The sequence below is a fragment of the Diaphorobacter sp. LI3 genome, from assembly GCF_022807955.1.
Lineage (GTDB): Bacteria > Pseudomonadota > Gammaproteobacteria > Burkholderiales > Burkholderiaceae_C > Diaphorobacter > Diaphorobacter nitroreducens.
In genome coordinates this window covers 3,444,582-3,465,456 of the sequence record NZ_CP094346.1, presented here as the reverse complement: position 1 = coordinate 3,465,456, position 20,875 = coordinate 3,444,582, and the positions used below count along the sequence as shown (strand labels likewise).

Annotated in this window: 20 protein-coding genes, 2 tRNA genes and 1 pseudogene; 7 read left to right on the top strand and 16 right to left on the bottom strand. The window is 66.2% G+C overall.

The features are described from left to right. Positions 1–33: 33 nt before the first annotated feature. The 4 genes from MRB47_RS16195 to MRB47_RS16180 are packed head-to-tail and all read right to left on the bottom strand — an operon-like array spanning position 34 to position 3,723. The gene (locus MRB47_RS16195) at positions 34–891 is read right to left on the bottom strand and encodes an ATP-binding cassette domain-containing protein (protein ID WP_411275706.1); all 858 of its coding nucleotides are present in this window, start codon (positions 889–891) and stop codon (positions 34–36) included. Beyond that, positions 888–1,892 carry an ABC transporter ATP-binding protein gene (locus MRB47_RS16190; RefSeq protein WP_252101201.1) on the bottom strand — a complete coding sequence of 335 codons (1,005 nt, stop codon included), beginning with the start codon at positions 1,890–1,892 and terminating at the stop codon, positions 888–890. The genes MRB47_RS16195 and MRB47_RS16190 overlap by 4 nt, the downstream gene beginning before the upstream one ends. Next, a complete protein-coding gene (locus tag MRB47_RS16185) occupies positions 1,889–2,764 on the bottom strand; it encodes an ABC transporter permease (RefSeq protein ID WP_252101200.1) in 876 nt (291 codons plus the stop codon). Before MRB47_RS16185 ends, MRB47_RS16190 begins: the two co-directional genes overlap by 4 nt. After that, the gene (locus MRB47_RS16180) at positions 2,761–3,723 is read right to left on the bottom strand and encodes an ABC transporter permease (protein ID WP_252101199.1); all 963 of its coding nucleotides are present in this window, start codon (positions 3,721–3,723) and stop codon (positions 2,761–2,763) included. Before MRB47_RS16180 ends, MRB47_RS16185 begins: the two co-directional genes overlap by 4 nt. Positions 3,724–3,898: 175 nt before the next feature. Between MRB47_RS16180 and MRB47_RS16175 the strand changes: the two genes are divergently transcribed. Next, positions 3,899–4,156, top strand: a complete 258-nt coding sequence (locus MRB47_RS16175; RefSeq protein WP_012655793.1) for a YfhL family 4Fe-4S dicluster ferredoxin — start codon at positions 3,899–3,901, stop codon at positions 4,154–4,156. Between the two features lie 63 nt (positions 4,157–4,219). On the opposite strand, the gene pth is transcribed toward MRB47_RS16175, so the two are convergent. The 7 genes from pth to MRB47_RS16140 all read right to left on the bottom strand — a co-directional run bounded on the left by pth (position 4,220) and on the right by MRB47_RS16140 (position 10,073). Further along, positions 4,220–4,855: an aminoacyl-tRNA hydrolase gene (pth, locus tag MRB47_RS16170; protein WP_012655794.1), complete on the bottom strand. Its 636-nt coding sequence runs from the start codon at positions 4,853–4,855 to the stop codon at positions 4,220–4,222. Positions 4,856–4,989: 134 nt separating this feature from the next. Beyond that, positions 4,990–5,616, bottom strand: a complete 627-nt coding sequence (locus tag MRB47_RS16165; RefSeq protein ID WP_011804338.1) for a 50S ribosomal protein L25/general stress protein Ctc — start codon at positions 5,614–5,616, stop codon at positions 4,990–4,992. 153 nt (positions 5,617–5,769) lie between these two features. Continuing rightward, positions 5,770–6,735: a ribose-phosphate pyrophosphokinase gene (locus MRB47_RS16160; RefSeq protein WP_011804339.1), complete on the bottom strand. Its 966-nt coding sequence runs from the start codon at positions 6,733–6,735 to the stop codon at positions 5,770–5,772. Positions 6,736–6,782: 47 nt separating this feature from the next. Beyond that, positions 6,783–6,859, bottom strand: a tRNA-Gln gene (locus tag MRB47_RS16155). Positions 6,860–6,900: 41 nt separating this feature from the next. Further along, entirely contained in the window at positions 6,901–7,752 is an 852-nt protein-coding gene (gene ispE, locus MRB47_RS16150; RefSeq protein WP_088887505.1) for a 4-(cytidine 5'-diphospho)-2-C-methyl-D-erythritol kinase, read from the bottom strand. A 9-nt stretch (positions 7,753–7,761) separates the two neighbouring features. Next, complete coding sequence (locus MRB47_RS16145; RefSeq protein ID WP_252101198.1) at positions 7,762–8,277, bottom strand: outer membrane lipoprotein LolB; 516 nt, start codon at positions 8,275–8,277, stop codon at positions 7,762–7,764. Continuing rightward, positions 8,274–10,073: a tetratricopeptide repeat protein gene (locus MRB47_RS16140; RefSeq protein ID WP_135148466.1), complete on the bottom strand. Its 1,800-nt coding sequence runs from the start codon at positions 10,071–10,073 to the stop codon at positions 8,274–8,276. The genes MRB47_RS16145 and MRB47_RS16140 overlap by 4 nt, the downstream gene beginning before the upstream one ends. Before the next feature lie 29 nt (positions 10,074–10,102). Between MRB47_RS16140 and mutM the strand changes: the two genes are divergently transcribed. From mutM to mutY, 3 genes are all read left to right on the top strand, one after another. Further along, a complete protein-coding gene (gene mutM / locus MRB47_RS16135) occupies positions 10,103–10,918 on the top strand; it encodes a bifunctional DNA-formamidopyrimidine glycosylase/DNA-(apurinic or apyrimidinic site) lyase (RefSeq protein WP_252101197.1) in 816 nt (271 codons plus the stop codon). A gap of 93 nt (positions 10,919–11,011) precedes the next feature. Continuing rightward, positions 11,012–12,994: a dynamin family protein gene (locus MRB47_RS16130; RefSeq protein WP_252101196.1), complete on the top strand. Its 1,983-nt coding sequence runs from the start codon at positions 11,012–11,014 to the stop codon at positions 12,992–12,994. After that, positions 12,991–14,064 carry an A/G-specific adenine glycosylase gene (gene mutY, locus MRB47_RS16125; protein WP_252101195.1) on the top strand — a complete coding sequence of 358 codons (1,074 nt, stop codon included), beginning with the start codon at positions 12,991–12,993 and terminating at the stop codon, positions 14,062–14,064. The genes MRB47_RS16130 and mutY overlap by 4 nt, the downstream gene beginning before the upstream one ends. Positions 14,065–14,174: 110 nt before the next feature. Here the strand turns inward: mutY and rapZ are convergent, their stop codons facing one another. Genes rapZ through MRB47_RS16110 form a run of 3 tightly spaced genes read right to left on the bottom strand, consistent with a single transcriptional unit; the run spans position 14,175 to position 17,605 of the window. Continuing rightward, on the bottom strand, positions 14,175–15,038 hold the full coding sequence (rapZ, locus tag MRB47_RS16120; protein ID WP_123675086.1) for an RNase adapter RapZ: 864 nt from the start codon (positions 15,036–15,038) through the stop codon (positions 14,175–14,177). Between the two features lie 3 nt (positions 15,039–15,041). After that, positions 15,042–16,706, bottom strand: coding sequence for a DNA repair protein RecN (recN, locus tag MRB47_RS16115; RefSeq protein ID WP_252101194.1), 1,665 nt, complete (start codon positions 16,704–16,706; stop codon positions 15,042–15,044). 2 nt (positions 16,707–16,708) lie between these two features. Beyond that, positions 16,709–17,605, bottom strand: a complete 897-nt coding sequence (locus MRB47_RS16110) for an NAD kinase (RefSeq protein ID WP_012655803.1) — start codon at positions 17,603–17,605, stop codon at positions 16,709–16,711. Positions 17,606–17,633: 28 nt separating this feature from the next. Between MRB47_RS16110 and hrcA the strand changes: the two genes are divergently transcribed. Next, a complete protein-coding gene (hrcA, locus tag MRB47_RS16105; protein WP_088887498.1) occupies positions 17,634–18,638 on the top strand; it encodes a heat-inducible transcriptional repressor HrcA in 1,005 nt (334 codons plus the stop codon). A gap of 53 nt (positions 18,639–18,691) precedes the next feature. Next, positions 18,692–18,768, top strand: a tRNA-Ile gene (locus tag MRB47_RS16100). Positions 18,769–19,044: 276 nt separating this feature from the next. On the opposite strand, the gene MRB47_RS16095 is transcribed toward MRB47_RS16100, so the two are convergent. Then, a complete protein-coding gene (locus MRB47_RS16095; RefSeq protein ID WP_252102645.1) occupies positions 19,045–19,437 on the bottom strand; it encodes a Rid family hydrolase in 393 nt (130 codons plus the stop codon). A gap of 112 nt (positions 19,438–19,549) precedes the next feature. Here MRB47_RS16095 and MRB47_RS16090 point away from each other — a divergent pair. Then, positions 19,550–19,969 (top strand): annotated as a pseudogene (locus MRB47_RS16090) (LysR family transcriptional regulator); the annotation flags it as partial. Positions 19,970–20,106: 137 nt separating this feature from the next. On the opposite strand, the gene istB reads toward MRB47_RS16090, so the two are convergent. Further along, positions 20,107–20,844, bottom strand: a complete 738-nt coding sequence (gene istB / locus MRB47_RS16085) for an IS21-like element helper ATPase IstB (protein ID WP_011805003.1) — start codon at positions 20,842–20,844, stop codon at positions 20,107–20,109. Between the last annotated feature and the right edge of the window lie 31 nt (positions 20,845–20,875).

Here is a 20,875-nt window from a genome sequence, read left to right as displayed (position 1 = left end):
CGCGGCCGGGCGTGGCGCGCTGGCGCCGTGCGGCTAGAGCGCGATGCGCGGCACCGCGGCCACCAGCGCCTGCGTGTAGGGGTGTTGCGGCGTGCTGAACAGTGTGTGCGGCGCGCCGCGCTCCACCACGCGCCCCGCGTACAGCACCAGCACCTCGTCGCACAGGTGCTGCACCACGGCCAGGTCGTGGCTGATGAGCAGGTAGGTGACGCCCAGGCGCTCCTGCAGGTCCTGCAGCAGGTTCAGCACCTGGGCCTGCACGGACACGTCCAGCGCGCTCACGGGCTCGTCGGCCACGATGAGGCGCGGCCGCGTGATGAGCGCGCGCGCGATGGCGATGCGCTGGCGCTGGCCGCCCGAGAATTCGTGCGGGTACTTGTGCGCATCGCCCGCGCGCAGGCCCACCTGCTGCAGCACGGCGGCAGCCTGCTCGCGCAGTTCGGCGCGTGTGGCGCTTCCCAGGGCCTGCAGCGGCTCGGTGACGATGCGCTCCACCGTCTGGCGCGGGTCCAGCGAGCCGTAGGGGTCCTGGAACACCATCTGGAAGTCGCGCCGTGCGGCGCGCAGCGCGTGCACGGGCAACCGGTGCAGGTCGCGCCCCAGCAGGTGCACGCTGCCGGCGCTGGGCGTGTCCAGCGCCATCACCAGGCGCGCCAGCGTGGACTTGCCCGAGCCCGATTCACCCACCACACCCAGGCTGCGGCCGGTGGTGATGTCCAGGTCCACACCCCGCAGCGCCTGCACCTGCGCGCGCGGCCCCCACGGCCGTGTGCGGGGCAGCGGATAGTCCCGCTGCAGGCCGCGTACGCGCAAAAGGGGTGCATTCGCGTCAAAATGGCCTGTAGCGCTTGTAGGGAAAGCGCCGGCAGCTATTGAATTGATAGTGTTCACGCGCTCTCCCCCAGCCGTATGCAGCGCGCCATGTGGCCCGGGCCCAGCGCCGTGGCGGGCGGCAGGGCGGCGTGGCAGTCGGGCACGGTGAGCGGGCAGCGTCCGGCGAAGGGGCAACCCGGCGGCAGATCGGCCAGGTCGGGCACGGTGCCAGCGATCGTGGGCAGGCGTGCACCGGGCACCCGTGCGGAGCCCCACTGCGGGCGTGCGGCGAACAGGCCGCGGGTGTAGGGATGGGCCTGCGTGCGGAAGACTTCGCGCGTGGGGCCGGCCTCGACCACCGTGCCGCCATACATCACCAGCGTGCGCTGCACGTTCTGCGCGATCACGCCCAGGTCGTGCGAGATGAGGATCAGCGCCATGCCGCGCTCGGCCACCAGACCCTGGATCAACTCCAGGATCTGGCGTTGCAGCGTCACGTCCAGCGCCGTGGTGGGCTCGTCGGCAATCAGGAGCTGCGGCCCGCAGGCCAGCGCCATGGCGATGGTGATGCGCTGGCGCTGCCCGCCCGAGAACTGGTGCGGGTAGGCGTCCAGCCGCTGCGCGGCCTGCGCGATGCCCACACGTTCCAGCAACGCAACGGCCTCGGCGCGCGCCTGCCGGGCGGACAGGCCGCGGTGCAGGCGCAGCGGCTCGGCCACCTGCCGCCCGATGGTGTGCACGGGGTTGAGCGCGGTCATGGGTTCCTGGAACACCATGCCGATGCGGTCGCCGCGCAGCCGGCACCACTGGGGCTCGGTCATCGGCAGCAGTTCCTGCCCGTCCAGGCGGATGCGGCCCTGCACGCGCGTGCCTTCAGGCAGCAGGCCCATGAGCGCGAGCGCGGTAAGGGACTTGCCGCAGCCCGATTCGCCGATCAGCCCCAGCGTGGCGCCGGGCTGCAGGGCGAAGTCCACGTCATGCACGGCGCGCACCGGGCCGCGCGGCGTGCGCAGCGTGATGGCCAGTTGCTGCACGTCCAGCAATGGCGCAGGGGAGGGAGGTGCGTGCGCTGGTGTCATCGCTGGCGGGACAGTCGGGGGTCCAGCAGGTCGCGCAGCCCGTCGCCCAGCAGGTTCAGGCCCAGCACCGCCAGCGCAATCGCCAGGCCCGGCCACACGGCCAGCAGCGGCGCCTGGAACATGAGGGTCTGGGCCTCGGCCAGCATGCGTCCCCACGACGGTTGCGGGGGCTGCGTGCCCAGGCCCAGGTACGAAAGCGCGGCCTCGGCGAGGATCGCCAGCGCGAACTGGATCGTGGCCTGCACGATGAGCACCGAAGCGATGTTGGGCAGCACATGCTCGAAGGTGATGCGCCATGGGCCCTTGCCGCAGGCGCGCGCCGCCAGGATGTATTCACGCGCCCACACCGCCTTGGCCGATGCGCGCGTGACACGGGCAAAAGTCGGTATGTAGAAGATGCCGATGGCGATGATGGCGTTCACCATGCCGGGGCCGAAAACGGCCGTGAGCATGATGGCCAGCAGCAGCGCGGGGAACGCGAAGGTGAAGTCCGCCAGGCGCATGACGGCTTCCTCCACCCAGCCGCCGCGCGCCGCTGCCAGCAGCCCCAGCGCGGCGCCCAGCGCCAGGCCGATGCCCACGGCAATCACGCCCACCGCGATGGACGCGCGCGCGCCCACGAGCAGCTGCGAGGCCACGTCGCGCCCGTAGGCGTCGGTGCCCAGCCAGTGCTGCGCGCCGGGGGGCTGCAGGGCGGCATCCATCGCCATCTCATAAGGCGGCCATGGCGTCCAGACGAAGGAGAGCAGGGCGGAGAGCACCAGCGCCAGCGTGAGCACGGCACCGATCGCGCAGCTGGGGTGGCGCAGCGCACGGCGCCAGAACGCCGGCGTGTGGGGGCTGGGCGCGGGGAAGGTCGGCAGCGCGCTCATAGACCGCGGGCCTTTACGCGCGGGTCGATGGCCGCGTACAGCAGGTCCACCACGAAGTTCACCACCACCACCATGGCCGCCAGCAGCATCACGCAGTTGCGCACCACCACCAGGTCGCGGTTGGCGATGGACTGGAAGATCAGCCGGCCCAGCCCGGGCAGGTAGAACACGTTCTCCACCACGATGGTGCCGGCCAGCAGGTTGGCGAACTGCAGGCCCATCACCGTCACCACGGGGATCATGGCGTTGCGCAGCACATGGCCCCACAGCGCCGCGCGTTGCGAGAGCCCCTTGGCGCGCGCCGTGCGCACGAAGTCTTCGCGCAGCACGTCCAGCACGGCGGAGCGCGTGATGCGCGCCAGGATGGCGGCCTGCACCACGGCCAGGGCCACGGCGGGCAGCAGCAGGGCCTGCAGCGCGGGCAGCACGCCGCCGCCGGCTTCGGCGCTCCAGCCGGGAAAGCCCCCGGCCGAGAACCATTGCAGCTGTACCGAAAACAGCAGGATCAGCAGGATGGCAAACCAGAAGTTGGGAATGGCGATGCCCAGTTGTGCCAGCCCCATCACCCCCCAGTCGCCCAGGCGGTTGTGGCGCGATGCCGCATACACGCCAGCGGCCAGCGCCAGCGCGGTGGTCAGCAGCATGGACAGCAGGGCCAGCGGAATGGTCAGCGCCAGGCGCTCGCCGATCAGGTCGGCCACGGGCGCGCTGTAGGCATGGCTGTCCCCTAACTGGCCCGTGAGCAGTCCACCCAGCCACTGCCCATAACGCACGAGCGCGGGTTGGTCCAGGCCCAGCCGGGCGGCGAGCTCGGCCACGGCCTCGGGTGCGGCGTCAGGCCCCAGCAGCACTTCGGCCGCGTTGCCCGGCAGGACCTCCAGCACCACGAACACCACGGCCGACGCGCCCAGCAGCGTGGCGATCAAAGTGGCGAGGCGTTGGAGGAAGAACAGGGCCATGGGAGGGAAGGCCGCGGCGCGCGGCCGGGGCGGTGGTGGGCCGAGCATAGGACAAAAACCGCGGGCGCATGGCGGCCATCCCCACGGGGGCACAGGGGTGGGCGGATAATTGCAGGATGCTGTTCACCGCCCGCCTGTCACCGCATTGCGCCATGTGCCGCAAGGGAGTTGCGCCATGGCGTTGATGATCACGGACGAGTGCATCAACTGCGACGTGTGCGAGCCCGAATGCCCCAACGAGGCCATCTTCCTGGGCCAGGAGCATTACGAGATCGAGCCCTCCAAGTGCACCGAATGCGTGGGCCATTTCGATGAGCCCCAGTGCGTGGCCATCTGTCCCGTGGCCTGCATTCCGGTCAACCCGGCCCACCAGGAAAGCCGCGAGACGCTGTGGCAGAAGTTCCAGCGCCTGAAGCCACCGAAAGTGGCTTGAACTTGGAGGCTTTTGGGCCGCTAGCGCTTATCTGGTAAGCGCTACCAGCTATCAAAACAATAGTTAATCTGCGCCCGCTTGTGGTGCGGCCTGCGCCTGGGCGGGGCGTGTGGCCTTGGGGCGGGGCGGCTTGGTGGTGTGCACGAGAAGCGTGGCCTTGTCCATGTCGCCGGCCAGCAGGGCAGGGTAGGCCTTGAGCGAATGAAGGATGCTGTCCTCGATCAGCGTGCGCTGGTCGGGCGCGGGCTTCTTGAGCACCCAGTTCACCACCTCCGCCTTCACGCCGGGGTGGCCGATGCCGATGCGCAGCCGCCAGTAGTCGCTGGTGCCCAGTTGCGCGTGGATGTCACGCAGCCCGTTGTGGCCTGCGTGGCTGCCGCCGCGCTTGAGCTTGGCCTGTCCGGGCGGAATGTCCAATTCGTCGTGTGCGACGAGGATTTCCTCCGGCGGGATCTTGAAGAAGCGCGCAAGGGCCGCCACCGACTTGCCTGAGAGGTTCATGAAGGTCTGCGGCTGCAGCAGCCAGACGCTATGGCCGGCAACGCTGGCGCGCGCGACCAGGCCGTGGTAGCTGCGCTCGGGGACCAGGGTGACCTTGAGTTCGCGCGCCAGCGCGTCGATCCACCAGAACCCCGCGTTGTGGCGTGTGGCCTCGTACTCCGGGCCGGGGTTGCCCAGGCCCACAAACAGTTTGATCATGTTGCGATTATCCGGCGCGCCTGAAGCGGCGCGACGTGCGCTTGCAGGGGGCCACAAAACGCCAACGGCCCACGCGAGGTGGGCCGTTGAGACGCAAGAGGCCGCCCCTGAGGGCGACGGCCCGGCAGAAGTGCTTACTTCTTGCCCTTCTTGGCGGGTGCGGCTGCGGGTGCTGCGGCTGCGGTCGCGTCGGCCACCACTTCGGGCAGCTTGATCGACACCAGGGCGGGGTTCTTGTTGGAACCACGCACCACGGCCTTCACGCCGTGGGGCAGCTTCACGGACTGCAGGCCCATGGTGGACTTGGAGGTCAGGCCGCTCAGGTCCACCTTGATGAACTCGGGCAGTTGCGCGGGCATGCACATCACGTCCAGTTCATGGATCAGCGGGGTCACCGTGCAACCTTCCACCTTCACGGCCTGCGAGCCTTCGACGCCTTCGAAGTGCAGCGGCACCTTCAGGTGCACGCGGGTCTTCTCGTCCACGCGTTGGAAGTCCACGTGCAGCACTTGCTGCTTGAAGGGGTGGTACTGCACGTCACGCAGCAGCACCTTGGTGACTTGGCCGTTCAGCTCCATGTCCAGGATGCTGGAGTGGAACGCTTCCTTCTTGAGGGCGTGCCACAGGGCGTTGTGATCGATCTCGATCAGCTGGGGCTCGGCGGAGCCGCCATAGACGATGCCGGGGGCCTTGCCCGAAATGCGCAGACGGCGGCTCGCACCCGTACCTTGCTTGGCGCGCTCAAAAGCGACGAATTGCATGTTTGAACTCCTGAAGGGGCCGGCCGCGACCAGCCTGGCCCTGTTGATAAAGACCGCACGCCACCATGGCATGGGCCCGTGCTGTCTCCGAACAAGCAAGCCTCCCGAAGGAGGCTTGGGGCTGTGACACCTCCGCCAGCGGCGGAGCGATCATCAAGCCTGGTCGGAGAACAGGCTCATCACCGACTCACCCTTGGCAATGCGCTGGATCGTTTCGGCGATCAGCGGCGCCACGGAGAGCTGGCGAATCTTGGAACACCCCTTGGCGGCATCGCTCAGGGGGATCGTGTTGGTCACCACCACTTCATCGAGGGCCGTGCCTTGTGCGATGCGCTCGATGGCCGGGCCCGAGAAAATGGGATGCGTGCAATAGGCGTAAACGTTCTTGGCGCCGCGTTCCTTGAGCACTTCGGCGGCCTTCACCAGCGTGCCGGCGGTGTCGATCATGTCGTCCATGATCACGCAGTTGCGGCCTTCGATGTCGCCGATCACGTGCATGACTTCCGACACGTTCGCCTTGGGGCGGCGCTTGTCGATGATCGCCAGATCGGTGCCGAGCTGCTTGGCCAGGGCGCGTGCACGCACCACGCCGCCCACGTCCGGGCTCACCACGATCAGGTTCTCGTACTTCTTCTGGTTCAGGTCACCCAGCAGCACCGGCGACGCGTAGATGTTGTCCACCGGAATGTCGAAGAAACCTTGGATCTGGTCGGCATGCAGGTCCATGGTCAGCACGCGGGCGACGCCCACTGCCTGCAGCATGTTAGCCACCACCTTGGCGGAGATCGGAACGCGTGTGGAACGCGGACGGCGGTCCTGGCGAGCGTAACCAAAGTAGGGAATCACCGCGCTGATGCGTTCGGCCGAGGCGCGCTTGAGCGCGTCGACCATGATCAGCAGTTCCATCAGGTTCTCGTTGGTCGGCGCGCAGGTCGACTGCACCACGAATACATCGCGGGCGCGGACGTTTTGCTTGATTTCGACGGTGACTTCGCCGTCGGAGAACCGGCCCACATCAATGGCGCCGAGAGTGGTGCCAAGATTTTGAGCGATCTCGGCAGCCAATCCAGGGTTGGCATTGCCCGTGAAAACCACGAAGTCGGGGGGATTGGTTTGCATGAGCGACTCAGCCGTCTGAATTTAAATCCCGTGTGGGAAATAATCTTTGGCAGGGGAGGAAGGACTCGAACCCTCGCATGCCGGAATCAAAATCCGGTGCCTTAACCAACTTGGCGACTCCCCTACGCAGGTCAGCTGTCTTGCGTCAGCTCACCCAGTATCTTTTCATCCAAAAACCCAATCCGCTAGCGGATGAGACTTTAGATTTTCACACACTTTGACATGCCATGCAGCGGGTGCATCGTGCAGATCGACAGCGTGTGTGATTTGTGCAAACACTGCACTTCCAGAGCCTGTCATGCGTCCTTGCAACCCTTTTGATTCAAGCCAATTGATGGCTTGCGTGATCTCAGGGCACAAGGCCTGTGCGACTGGCTGCAGGTCATTACTTCCAAATTGGTAGTGTGTTGCAGCAAAGCCTGAAATTGTAGCACAACTCGAATCACGTTTAAGGGAGGGATGCGAAAAAATCATTCTCGTATCCAGCCCCGCTTCGGGCTTGACCACCGCGAAAGCCGCAGGCGGAAGTTGGTGCTCCAACTCAAGAGGGCGAATTATGTCACCAATTCCCTCGACCCAGGCGCTTGCGCCGCACAAAAAAAACGGAACATCGGCGCCCAGCGTCAGGGCGATCGAGTGCAACTGCTGCCGTGACAGTTTCAACTTCCACAGGCGGTTGAGCGCCAGCAACGTGCTGGCCGCGTCCGAAGATCCGCCACCCAAGCCGGCTTGTGCGGGGATGTGTTTAGAGACGCCGATATGTACCCCTTGCGGGCAACCGGTGGCCTTTTGCAGCGCACGTGCGGCGCGCACGACCAGATCGTCCGCAGGCAGGGCGCTGGTAAGGTCTTCACGTGTGACGGCCCCATTGCCGCGCACCTCGAAATGCAGAACATCGCACCAATCGATCAACATGAAGACCGACTGCAGCAGGTGATAGCCATCGGGCCTGCGACCCGTGACATGCAGAAACAGGTTCAGTTTGGCCGGCGCCGGCACGTCGTACAGGGCTTGCATGGGAAGCGGTCAGAGGCTCAAGACAATGCGAAGCGTAGTGCGAGGCAGCGGCTGCTCGCGCGTGGCCGACAAGCGCCCCTGCTGCAGGGCATCGAGGTTGGTGCGCCAGCCGGCGACCTGGAGGGCTTCGCCCTTCAGCCAGCTGAAAAGCGCGTAAATGGGTAGGTCGCTGCCGGTCAGGTCATGTACCAGGGTCTGCAGCGAGGCAGCCTCCCTGCGTTCCTGCCCCTGGACGAGCACGGCGCGATGCGGAGTCCATTCCACACGCGCGATGATGTTGCCCAGCGGGTTGATCAAAGTGAGCTCTCCCGCAGAGGGGTGGCCCTTCAATTCAAAACCGGCACTGAAGGATTGGCCTGCATCGTCTTCCACCTGAACGGCCAGCCGGCCGGACCAATAGTCCGGGCTTGCATCCGCAGGGCGTGGCGGCTGCGCGCAGGCGACCAGGGTTGCCGCTGCAACGATCCCGAGCACCAGCCGGCCGCGCAGAGGGCGGTGGTCAGCTGCCAGTTGCGGCGGGCTCACAGACGCACTCCCAGCCGGTCGAGCGTGCCCTTGAGTGTGTCGTTGTCTTTGTTGATACGCAGGCCCTCGCGCCAGATGTCACGCGCGCGATCATGCTGTCCCAGAGACCACAGAACTTCGCCGATGTGGGCTGCTATCTCTGCGTCCGGTTGTGTTTCGTAGGCGCGTTTCAGGATGGTCAGCGCTTCCTGGCGGTTGCCCAGGCGGAATTCCACCCAGCCCAGACTGTCGGTGATGAACGGGTCGTTCGGTGCAAACTCAAGCGCTTTGACGATGAGCGCCTTGGCTTCCTCCAGACGCACGCCCCGCTCTGCGAGGGAAAAACCCAGGGCATTGAGTGCGTGGTGGTAGTCGGGTTGGCGGGCGATGATGGCGCGCAAGAGGCGTTCCATGTCGTCGAGGCGGCCCGCCTTTTCCGCCAGCATGGCTTGGTCGTAGGCGAGGTCGTTGTCCGCGGGCGCCAGCGCTACGGCCTTGCCGAGGACCGTGTAGGCCTGTGCATATTGTTTTGCTTCGCGCAGCAACTGGGCTTCGGCCTGCAACTTGAGGCGTTCCTGATCCGGGGTGCTTGCGGGCACGGCGCGGATCAATGCGCGCGCCTCTTCCAATTTGCCCTGGCGTGCGAGCAGTGCAGCGCGGCGGCTTTGAGCCGTGAGCAGTTCGGCGGCATCTTCAATGCGCGAAAGCCAACCTTCGGCCCCGGCGTAGTCGCCACGCTTCTCCGCTACTTGCGCGTGCATCAGATATGCCTGGGTGAGCGCGCGCTTGCGTTGGGGCGTGGCGGGCAGGTCTTCGAGCAAGCCGGTAAAACGCCGCAGTGCTTCCTCCGCCTGCTCCAGCCGTCCGCCTTGCAGGTGTAGCGACGCCTGCAACAACCAGGCTTCGGGCATGTCGGCCTGTTCGCGATTGACTGCATCCAGCTGGAACTGTGCGTCGGCCAGGCGCTGAGACTCCAGCAGCAGGCGTGCGTAGGCCATGCGGACTTCGGGCAGGGGCTTGCCGGCCAGGTAACCCGCGAGCAGCGGCTCCGCCTGCGTGACGCCCTCTGCGAGCAGCTCGAGCGCCAGCATGGCGGCGCCATCGTCGGCGGGGTCTTGTGCATGGGCTTGGCTCGCCGCCTCCAGGGCGCCCGCCTTGTCGCTGGCTGCCAGGTCCATGCGCCCCACGGTGGTCCAGGCAATGGGGCCGATGGCCGGGTGGTTCAGTTCTGCCTGCAGGGCCTGGCGCACCACCTGCGCGGCCAGTGCCTTGTCGCTGGCACGGCCATAGAGCTGAGGCAGCGCGCGGATGGTGGATATCTTGTCGCGCGTCGGCGCGGTGCTCAATTCCTGCTTCAAGGGTTCGGCGCTATCGCCGATGCGATTGAGGGCGACCAGGATGCGCAGCATGTAGCGATTGGCATCGCGCGACTGCGGCAGGGCCTCCTTCCACGCTCGCGCGGCCATCAAGGCGTATTCGCCCGAGCGCGACTGCAGGGCGATCTCGGTGGCGCGGCGGTACAACTGTGGGTCGCCGCTGCGGCGTGCAGCGTCCAGCATCAGGGCATAACCGGTGCCGGGGTCGCCCCGGCTGGTGGTCATCTCGCCCAGCAGCAATTCGTAGAACAGCTCGGCATTCAAGGCGGCTGCATCGTCACTGGCAGCCGCATCGGTATCTTCCAGCTCGGCTGGAGGGGCGGGGACGGTGGACTGGGCAGGCGTCTGGGCCATGGCCGGCAGCATGCTCGCCGCAGCCCAACATGCCAGTGCGACAGCCCTGAAACGAAGAGATTGCACCATCGGCCCATAATAATCCATGGCTCTTGAACTTCTTGACGAGTATTGCGATGCCTGAGCTGCCGGAGGTGGAAGTCACGCGGCGCAGCTTCGCGGGCGCGATCGAGGGCGCGACTGTCTGCGGCATTGCGGTGGGCAAGCCCCTGCGCTGGCCGCTGGGCATGGAGCCCGCAGTATTGGTCGGACGGCGGGTGTGCGGCGTGCGCCGGCGCGGCAAATACCTGTTGCTGGATCTGGATGAAGGGCTGCTGCTCATTCACCTGGGCATGTCGGGCAGCTTGCGCTTTGCACGCGATCTGCCCGCGCGCGGCGCCCACGATCATTTCGAACTGATAACGGACCAGGGCACGCTGCGGCTGCACGACCCGCGGCGCTTCGGCGCCGTGGTCTGGGCGGCGGGTGAGTCCGATCCCCGTGCACGCAAGCTGCTCGATGGGTGGGGATTGGAGCCGCTGGGCGAGGACTTCGCCTTCGAGTCCTTCCACGCGGGGCTGCGCGCCAAACGCACGCCCATCAAGCAACTGCTGCTCGCTGGCACGGTGGTCGTGGGCGTGGGCAATATCTATGCCTGCGAGGTGCTGTTCCTCGCGGGCATCCGGCCAACCACCCGCGCTTGCGCGATCGGCCCCCAGCGTGCCCGGCGTCTGCACGGTGCAATCCGCGAGGTGCTGGCGCGCGCGGTGGAGCGGGGCGGCAGCACGCTGCGTGATTTCTCCAGCGCCGACGGCAGCGCCGGGCATTTCCAATTGGAGGCCAATGTCTATGGCCGCGCGGGCCTGCCGTGTCGCCAGTGCGGTACGCCCGTGCGTCTGTTGCGCCAGGGGCAGCGCAGCACCTATTTCTGTCCGCACTGCCAGCGCGCCTGACCGGGCTGCGTGGCGGCGGATCGGCGCAATGGCGATGCTATATTGCGCCATCTCCCGCCCACGCGGGCGCTTGCATTGATATCCGGGAGCAAAGTGGGACCTTCATTCAACGAACAGTTTGACCAGCACGGCGCATGGAGGCGTGCTTTCGCCCAGCAACTCAAGCGCCTGGGGCAATGGATGGGTTCGCACGACCTCATGGACGCGGCTGTGGAGGAGCGTCTGCAGCGGCTGGAAGAGCAGGTGCGCAGCGACAAGGTGACCGTCGCTTTTGTGGCGGAGTTTTCGCGCGGCAAGTCCGAGCTCATCAATGCGATCTTCTTCGCCGGCTATGGCCGGCGCATCATGCCGGCCAGTGCGGGGCGCACCACCATGTGTCCGACCGAGCTGGGCTATGAAAACGGCACCGCCCCCAGCCTGCGCCTGCTGCCTATCGACACGCGCATGCAGTCCCTGGGACTGGCCGAGTGGCGCCTGAAGGCAGACCGCTGGGTGAAGGTGCCGCTGGACATGGACGACCCGGCCGAACTCGCCCAGGCGCTTGAAAAAGTATCGGAAGTGCGCCGCGTGTCCGTGGATGATGCGCGTGCGCTGGGTTTCTGGAGCGATGAGGCCGCCGACGAGAACCCCGTGCTGGACGCTGCGGGCATGGTCGAGGTGCCGATGTGGCGGCACGCGGTCATCAACATTCCGCATCCGCTGCTCAAGCAGGGGCTCGTGATTCTGGATACGCCGGGCCTGAACGCCGTGGGCGCGGAGCCCGAGCTCACCATCAACCTCATCCCGCAGGCCCACGCCGTGGTGTTCATCCTGGGCGCGGACACGGGCGTGACGCGCTCGGACCTGACCATCTGGCGCGACCACCTGGGCACGGCTGAAGACGCGACCGATGCGCGGCTGGTGGTGCTCAACAAGATCGACACGCTGTGGGACACGCTCAGTTCCCCGTCGCAAGTGCAAGCGCAGCTGGAGCGCCAGCGCCAGACATCGGCCGAATTGCTGGGCGTGCCGCTCAGCCATGTCGTGCCCGTGTCGGCCCAGAAGGGCCTGGTGGCTAAGATCAACTGTGACGACATCCTGCTGGAGTCCAGTGGGCTGCCGTTGCTGGAGGAAGCGCTGGCCGAGGGCATCATGGGCCGGCGCCAGGCCATCCTGCGGGCCACGGTGGCCAGCGGCGTGGCAAGCCTGCAGTCCGAGACGCGGCGGGTGATCAACATCCGCCGGCGCGATCTGGATGATCAGATGCTGGAGTTGCGCAGCCTGCGCGGCAAGAATGCCTCGGTGATCGACGCCATGCGCGGGCGCATCGAGCAGGAGCAGCAGGAGTTTGAAGCCAGCACGGCCAAGATCCAGGCCGTGCGGGCAGTGCATCTGAAGATGCTGCGCGAGGTGTTCCACCAGCTTGGGCCGCGTTCGCTCAAGGCGCAACTGGTGGAGCTGACCGAGGCGCTGCAGCCCAAGGGGCTCAAGCTGGGCGTGCGCAAGGTATATGGCGACACCTTCGCCAAGGTGCGCACCATCATGGAGGCCGCGCAGTCCACGGGCATCGAGATCCAGGCCATGCTGGGCGGCACCTTCCGCCAGCTCAACACGGAGTTCGGCTTCTCGTTGCAAGTACCTGCGGCGCCCCAATTGGGTAACTATGTGCAGGAGATCGTGGCCATCGAGCAGCGGCACCTGCAATACGTGGGCATGGGCAACACGCTGCGCCTGGCGCAGCCGGAGTTCGCGCAGCGCTTGTTGCGGGCCATGGGCCTGCGCCTGCGCACCGTGTTCGAGTCCGCGGCCAACGAGCTGGAGCTGTGGAGCAAGACGGCCACAGCGCAGTTGGACGCGCAACTGCGTGAGCGCAAGCGCAGCTTCTCGCGGCGCATCGAGGCGGTGAACCGCATCCAGCAGGCCGCCAACGGGCTGGTGGACCGCATCGCCGAGATCGAAGAGGCCGAGCAGCACCTCGCCGAACTGGAGCAGCGGCTGACCGAGCTGACCTCCGACCTCGTGCGGCAGCCGCAAGCGCCTGAGGGCGTGGACATCGACATACCCCTTACCGAACCCCAGCCGCTCGCGGCGTCATGAGCGGTCCGTCCGCAGAGCTGGCGACCCAGGTGGTGCGCTGGCAGGCAGCGCATGGGCGCAACCACCTGCCTTGGCAGAACACGCGCGATGCATACCGCGTGTGGCTGTCGGAGATCATGCTGCAGCAGACCCAGGTGGCCACGGTGCTGGAGTACTACGCGCGCTTTCTGGCGCGCTTTCCCGACGTGCGCCAACTGGCTGCTGCGCCGCAAGACGAGGTACTGGCGCTGTGGAGCGGCCTGGGTTACTACAGCCGCGCGCGCAACCTGCACCGCTGCGCGCAGATCGTCGTGCACCAGCACGGGGGGGAATTCCCCCGCACGGTGGATGAGCTGGCGGCCCTGCCGGGCATCGGCCGCTCCACGGCAGGGGCGATAGCCGCGTTCTGCTTCGGCGTACGGGCGCCGATCCTGGATGCCAACGTGCGGCGCGTGCTCACGCGGGTGCTGGGGTTCGGCGCCGACCTGGCCGAGGCGAAGAACGAGCGCGCGCTATGGCAGCAGGCCGAGGCGCTGCTGCCACGGCAGGACCTGTCCCATGCCATGCCGCGCTACACGCAGGGCCTGATGGACCTGGGCGCCGGCATCTGCCTGCCCCGCAACCCCAATTGCCTGCTGTGCCCCTTGCAAGAGGCCTGCGTGGCGCGCCGCGACGGCAACCCGCAGGACTACCCGGTGCGCACGCGCAAGCTCAAGCGCAGCGCGCAGGCCTGGTGGCTGCTGCTGCGCCAGGATGGTGCGGGCCGGCTGTGGCTGGAGCGGCGTCCGCCCGCAGGTATCTGGGCGGGGTTGTACTGTCCGCCGGTCTATGACAGCCGCGCGGCGCTGGACGAGGCGCTGCAGCTGCACGCCAGCTGCGATGCGCGGGATCTGCCGGCCTTCACCCACGTGCTGACGCACCGCGACCTGCACCTGCATCCGGTGCTGGCGCGCGATGCAACGCCGCAGCCGAACGCGCATTGCGCTGAGCAGCAGTCGGGGTGGTTCGCTCCGGCGCAATGGCCGGCGCTGGGGCTGCCCGCGCCCGTGCGCAAGCTGCTCGCCTCCCTTGGGGACGACTGTCAAAAATGAGAGCTGGTAGCGCCCGTAGATAGGCGACTTCCGGTAGAAAACTATTGCAAGTCATTCAATAGCAGGCGCTAGCAGCTACTAAAACAATAGCTGTCACCTAGCGGTGCATGCTAGATGCCGTCGAGCTCGCGGTGGCGGCGCAGCGTATTCCAGCGGCCCTCGAAGCGCGCCGCCAGCTGCTCCACCAGGTAGACGGAGCGGTGCTGTCCTCCCGTGCAACCGATGGCCACGGTCACGTAGCTGCGGTGGTTGTGGGCCAGCGCGTCCAGCCAGTGATCCAGGAAGTCGCCAATGTGCGCCAGCATCAGCGCTACTTCGGGCTGCTGACGCAGGTAGTCGATGACCGGCGCGTCCTTGCCCGTGAGTGCTCGCAAGAGCGGCTCGTAGTGGGGATTGGGCAGCATGCGCACGTCGAACACATAGTCGGCGTCCATGGAGATGCCGCGCTTGAACGCAAACGACTGGAACACCAGGGTCAGCCGACTCGGCGGCACCGACAGCAGGTCCTTCACATAGCTCAGCAATTGCGCGGACCGCAGGGTGCTGGTGTCGATGACGTGTGCCTGCTCGCGCAGCGGGGCCAGTAGCTCGCGCTCCAACCGCATGGTGTGCAAAAGCGGGCGCGGACCTTCGCGCATCTCGGCCTGGGACAGAGGGTGGCGGCGCCGGGTTTCTGAAAAACGCCGCACCAGCACGTCGTTGGTGGCGTCCAGGAACAGTTGGCGCACCTGCACGCCCTGCTCGCGCAGGCCGGCCAACTGCTGCGGCACCAGGGGCAGGGCGGTGGCGCTGCGCACGTCCATGGCCACGGCAACGCGGTGGCCGTGGTGCGCGTGCTCCAGCTCCACGAAGGAGGTCAAAAGTTCCGGCGGCAGGTTGTCCACGCAGTAGTAGCCCGCGTCTTCGAGTGCATGCAGCGCGACGGACTTGCCCGAGCCGGACATACCGGTGATGACGACGACTTCCAGATCCATGGCTCAGGGTGTGGGTTTGGCGGCGCCCTGCAGCATCTCGCGTGCATGCGCCAGGGTGGTAGGGGACAGACGCTCGCCGCCCAGCATGCGCGCAATCTCGGCCACGCGCGCCTCCTCGTTGGCGGCGGCCACGCTGCTGGTGGTGCCCTCGGCGTGCTTGTGTTTGGCCACCACAAGGTGATGGTCCGCGCACGCGGCCACCTGGGGCAGGTGGGTGACGGCCAGTACCTGCCGGGCCGTCCCGAGCTGCTGCATCAGACGGCCGACGGTCTCCGCCACGGCGCCGCCCACGCCCGAGTCCACCTCGTCAAAGATCAGCGTGGGCGCCTCGCCCAGCTCGCTGGTGGTGACCGAGATCGCCAGCGCCATGCGCGACAGCTCGCCCCCCGATGCCACCTTGCCGATGGGCCGCGGCGTCATGCCCGGGTGGCTGCTGACCAGGAAAGCCACCTGGTCGATGCCGTGCGGCCCAGGCTCGGCCTTGTCCAGTTGCACCTCGAAGCGCCCGCCCGCCATGCCCAGGCCCTGCATGGCGCGGGTGATGGCCTGCGCCAGTTGCGGCGCAGCCTTGGCGCGCTTTTGCGACAGGGCGCGTGCGGCCTTCTGGTAAGCGGCGCCATGGGTTTGCTCGGCAGCCTGCAATGCGGCCAGGTCAGTGGCGTTGTCCAAACGGTGCAGCGTGTCCTTCCAGTCTTGCAGCAGCGCGGGTAGTTCGGGTGGGGTGCGCTTGTAGCGGCGCGCTAGCTGCATCCACTGCGATACGCGGGCGTCCAGCTGCTGCAGCCGATCCGGGTCGGGCTCGGCGTGGCGCAGGTAGCTTTGCAGAGAGTGCGCCACATCGCCCGCCTGGGCGATGCAGGAGGTCAGCACCTCATTCATGGTGCGAAACGACGGGTCCACATGCTCGTAGTCCTGCAGCAGGTGCTGTGCCTGCGCCAGGGCCCGCAGCGCGCCGCCCGCGTCTTCGTCCTCCAGCACACTCAGGGCGGCCTGGGCGTTGTCCAGCAGCGACTGGGCGTTGGACAGTCGCGCATGCTCGGCATTGAGTTCCTCCCATTCGCCATCCCGCGGCGCCAGCTTGTCCACTTCGCCGGTCTGCCACTGCAGGCGCTCGCGTTCCTGTTGCAGCGTGTCCTGGGCAGCGCGGGCGTGGGTCAGCGCCTGCTGCGCGTCGCGCCAACTCGTCCACAGCGCGGCCAAGGGTTGCACCTGCGCGCCGGCATAGGCGTCCAGCAGGCCGCGCACTGCGTCGGGCCGCGTCAGGCTCTGCCAGGCGTGCTGCCCATGAATGTCCAGCAGATGCTCGCCCACGGCACGCATCTGCGCTGCCGTGGCGGGGATGCCGTTGATCCAGGCGCGGCTCTTGCCTTGCACATCGACGGTGCGGCGCAGCAGCAGCGTGTCGTCGCGCGGAAAACCCGCCTCGTCCAGCCAGGCTGCCAGCGCGATGGTGCCACCGTCGAATTCGGCGCAGACGTCGGTGCGCTGTGCGCCTTCGCGGATCACACCGGAGTCGGCACGCGCGCCCAGCACCAGTTGCAACGCGTCGATCAGGATCGACTTGCCGGCTCCGGTTTCACCGGTGAGCACGGTGAAGCCGGCATGCAGGTCCAGCTCGAGCGATCGCACGATCACGAAATCGCTCAGGGCGATCCGCCTCAGGGCCATGGTCAGGAACCTCCCTCGTACCAGCCCAGCTTCTTGCGCAGGGTGGCAAAGTAACTCCAGCCGCGCGGGTGCAGAAAGCACACCCGGTGCGCGGAACGGCGCACCAGTATGCGGTCGCCATGTTGCAGCGATGCGAGCGACTGCATGTCGAAGTTGGCGCTGATGTCGCGCCCGCCGGCCACCTCAATGGCCACCTCGGTCGCGTCGGAAAGCACGATCGGCCGGTTGGACAGGGTGTGCGGCGCGATCGGCACCAGCACCCAGCCGGGGATCGATGGGTGCAGCATCGGGCCGCCCGCAGACAGGGCATACGCCGTGGAGCCGGTGGGAGACGCGACGATCAGGCCGTCGGCGCGCTGGTTGGAAACGAATACGCCGTCCACCTCCACGCGCAGCTCCACCATGCCGGAGGTGGAGCCGCGGTTGACCACCACGTCGTTGAGGGCCAGCGCCTCGAACACGCACTCGCCACCGCGCATCACGCAGGCTTGCATCAACGGGCGCACGTCTTCTTCGTAGTCTCCGTGCAGGATGGGCGTGAGCGCGTCCTGGTACCCCTCCAGCGGAATGTCGGTAATGAAGCCCAGCCGCCCCTGGTTGATGCCCACCAGCGGCGTGCCGTAGCCGGCCAGCCGCCGGCCCACGCCCAGCATGGTGCCATCGCCGCCTACGACCAGGCACAGGTCGCATTGCCGGCCGATCCCCTCCACATCCAGCGTGTGGTATTGCGTGAGGCCCGTGTGGGCGGCGGTTTCGGCCTCCAGCGTCAACTCGCAGTCCTGCTGGGTGACGAACTGGGCAATGCTCTCGATGATCTGCCGTGCGCTGTCGGACGCTGAAACGGCGCCAGGCCCCGGGTATTTGCCTATGACTGCAACGCGGCGGAAGATGGGCTTCATGCAGAAATTACATCATTAAAATGATTCAATGCTTGATGACCGCTCCAAGTTGTTACTCAAGGCCTTGGTGGAACGCTACATAGCCGAGGGGCAGCCGGTCGGCTCCAGAACCTTGTCGCGGGCATCAGGGCTTGAATTGTCGCCCGCCACCATACGCAATGTGATGGCAGACCTGGAGGACCTGGGGCTTATTGCCAGCCCCCACACCTCCGCGGGCCGTGTGCCCACCGCCAAGGGCTATCGCCTGTTCGTCGACACCATGCTCACCGTGCAGCAGGAGCAGTTGCCGACAGTCCAGCTCATGCCCGAGCAGCCGCAGAAGGTGATCGCCAACGCCGCCCACCTGTTGTCGAGCCTGTCGCAGTTCGTGGGGGTGGTGATGGCGCCGCGGCGCGCCTCGGTGTTTCGCCACATCGAATTCCTGCGGCTGTCCGAGAAGCGCTTTTTGGTGATCATCGTCTCGCCCGACGGTGATGTGCAGAACCGCGTGATCTTTACCGAGGTCGATTACTCCCAGTCGCAACTGGTGGAGGCCGCCAACTTCCTCAACGCCAACTACGCGGGCCTCACCATGGAGCAGGTGCGCGAGCGCCTGAAGCTGGAGGTGGACAAGCTGCGCGGAGAAATCGCGGCGCTGATGCAGGCCGCGGTGAGCGTGGGCTCGGAGGCCATGTCGGGGTCGCAGGACGAAGTGGTGTTCTCGGGCGAGCGCAACCTGCTGTCCGTGAGCGATTTTTCCAGCGACATGAGCCACTTGCGCCGTGCGTTCGACCTGTTCGAACAAAAGACGCAGATCCTGCGCCTGCTGGACATTTCCAGCCGGGCAGAAGGGGTGCGCATCTTCATTGGCGGAGAGAGCCAGGTGGTGCCATTTGAAGAGCTGTCCGTGGTGAGTGCACCCTATGAGGTCGACGGTCAGGTGGTGGGCACCCTGGGCGTGATCGGCCCCACGCGCATGCCCTATGACCGCATGATCCAGATCGTGGACATCACCTCCAAGCTGGTCTCCAACGCCCTGAGCCACCGGAAGTAGCCCCTACAATACGCGCCGCTGCGCCGCCTACGAGGCAGGGCAGCGCACCCCTTGGGGCGTTAGCTCAGTTGGTTAGAGCAGAGGACTCATAATCCTTTGGTCGTTGGTTCAAGTCCAACACGCCCTACCAAGTAGAAAAGGAAATCCTGCTATCAGTACGGTAGCGGGATTTTTTCTTTGGGGGTTCATGTAGCCATCAGGCAATGGTTTTGGGTGGCTTGCCGTCAGTTCACCCATCGCTGTCGATCGACCTCTAGTCGCTGGACTTTTCCCCGAAGCTCGATGCCGGCGAGTATTCACTGGCTGCGCTGACACCGGAACTGATCGCCAAGTACCGCGACGACCGACTCTCTGACCTGGATCGCAAAGACTCCAAGGGCAAAGCCTTTCCCCAAGGACTCAGTGTTTAGCTTGGAAGCTTCGCGATTACCTTGATTTCGAACTGGAAGCCGTAAAGCCAGGTTACGCCGATACCGGTCAGCGTGGGATAGGGGGCCTTGCCCCAATAGTCCGGCACGATCTGCCAAATGCGCTCGAAATTCTTCTCGGGATCCACTACGAACACCGTCACGTCGACTACGTCGTCAAAGCTGCACCCGGCTGCCTCCAGCACAGCGTTCAGGTGAGTGAAAGCGAGGCGGACTTGAGATTCCAGATCGGGCTCTGGCGTGCCATCTCCACGGCTGCCCACTTGGCCCGAGACGAATAGAAAGCCGTTGGACCGGACCGCTGGTGAGTAGCGGTTCTTCTCGTAAAGAGCTTGGCGGCCTGGCGGGAAGACAACGTCGCGTGGAGGCATGGGGATATCTTTCATTGGTTAAAAGAATCCACTGTAGACACGGGATCTGTTCGGATAAACAGGAAAGTATCATCAACACTGTTTGCAAAATCCGGACAATCTCCTGACCTCGATGGATCGTTTCGACGCTATGGTGGCCTTTGCTCGCGTGGTAGAGACACGCAGCTTTACCCAGGCCGCTCAAACGCTGCACATGAGCAAAACTACGGTAACTCAGCTTGTGCAGCAGTTGGAAGCGCGTTTACGGGTCAGGCTTTTGAACCGCACCACCCGCAAAGTGAACGTGACGGCCGAAGGTGCCGCCTATTACGAACGTGTCGTGCGTCTGTTGGGTGACCTGGATGATGCGGAGACCAGTCTGACCAGTGCCTCAAGCGCGCCTCAAGGCCGCCTGCGGGTGGACGTGCCCAGCCCTCTGGCACGCATGGTCCTTGTTCCGGCTTTTGCTGCATTCCATGCGCGCTATCCGGATATCCAGCTGCACATGGGTGTAAGTGACCGAGTGGTCGATCTGATTGCGCATTCCACTGATGGCGGACAGTGATTCCATTCCCATCGCGGACAGCGTTCCAGGCGATGGCGGACACGTTGCGCGGGTGTCCTGAGTGACGCTCAAATCGTAGCCGAAGTGTCCGCCATCAGCGTGGAATGGCGGTCGGCGCGGCCGGCTCAGACGGCCTTGGTGAGCTTGCGCATCGACTCGCCCTTGAGGGCTATCTTGTGCGAGCCGTGCACGATGCGGTCCAGGATGGCGTCGGCCAGCGTGGGCTCGTCCAGCCAGGCGTGCCAGGCCGTCACCGGCAACTGGCTGGTGATGAGCGTCGAGCGCGTGCCCACCCGGTCGTCCAGCAATTCCAGCAGGTCGTTTCGCTCGTGCGCGGCAATCGGCGCGATGCCGAAGTCGTCCAGGATGAGCAGGTCCAGCCGCGCCAGTTGCGCCAGCCGTTTGCCCAGGCTGCCATCGCCGTGGGCCACGTGCAGCTCCTGCAGCAGCCGTGGCGCGCGGGTGTAGAGCACCGAGAAGCCCAGGCGCGCGGCCTGCTGCCCCAGTGCGCAGGCGAGCCACGTCTTGCCGCACCCGGTGGCGCCGGTGAGCAGCACGTTGTGGCCATGGCGCAGCCAGTCCCCGCCGGCCAGGCTGGTGATGACCTCTCGGCTCAGGCCCCGGCTGGCGCGCCAGTCGATGTCCTCCAGGCAGGCACTGGAGACCTTCAGGCGGGCCGCCTTCAACAGGCGCTCCAGGCGCTTGCTGTCACGCCAGTCCACCTCGCGCTGCACCAGCAGCGCCAGGCGTTGTTCAAAGGGCAGCTCGCTGGCCGTGATGTGGGTGGCCGCGTCGCTGAGGGCGGCCACCATGCCGTCCAGGCGCAGGGCGCGCAGTTGGTTCAAGGTCTGTTCGTTGAGCATGGTTCTTCCTTGTTAGGTTTGCTTGCACGTT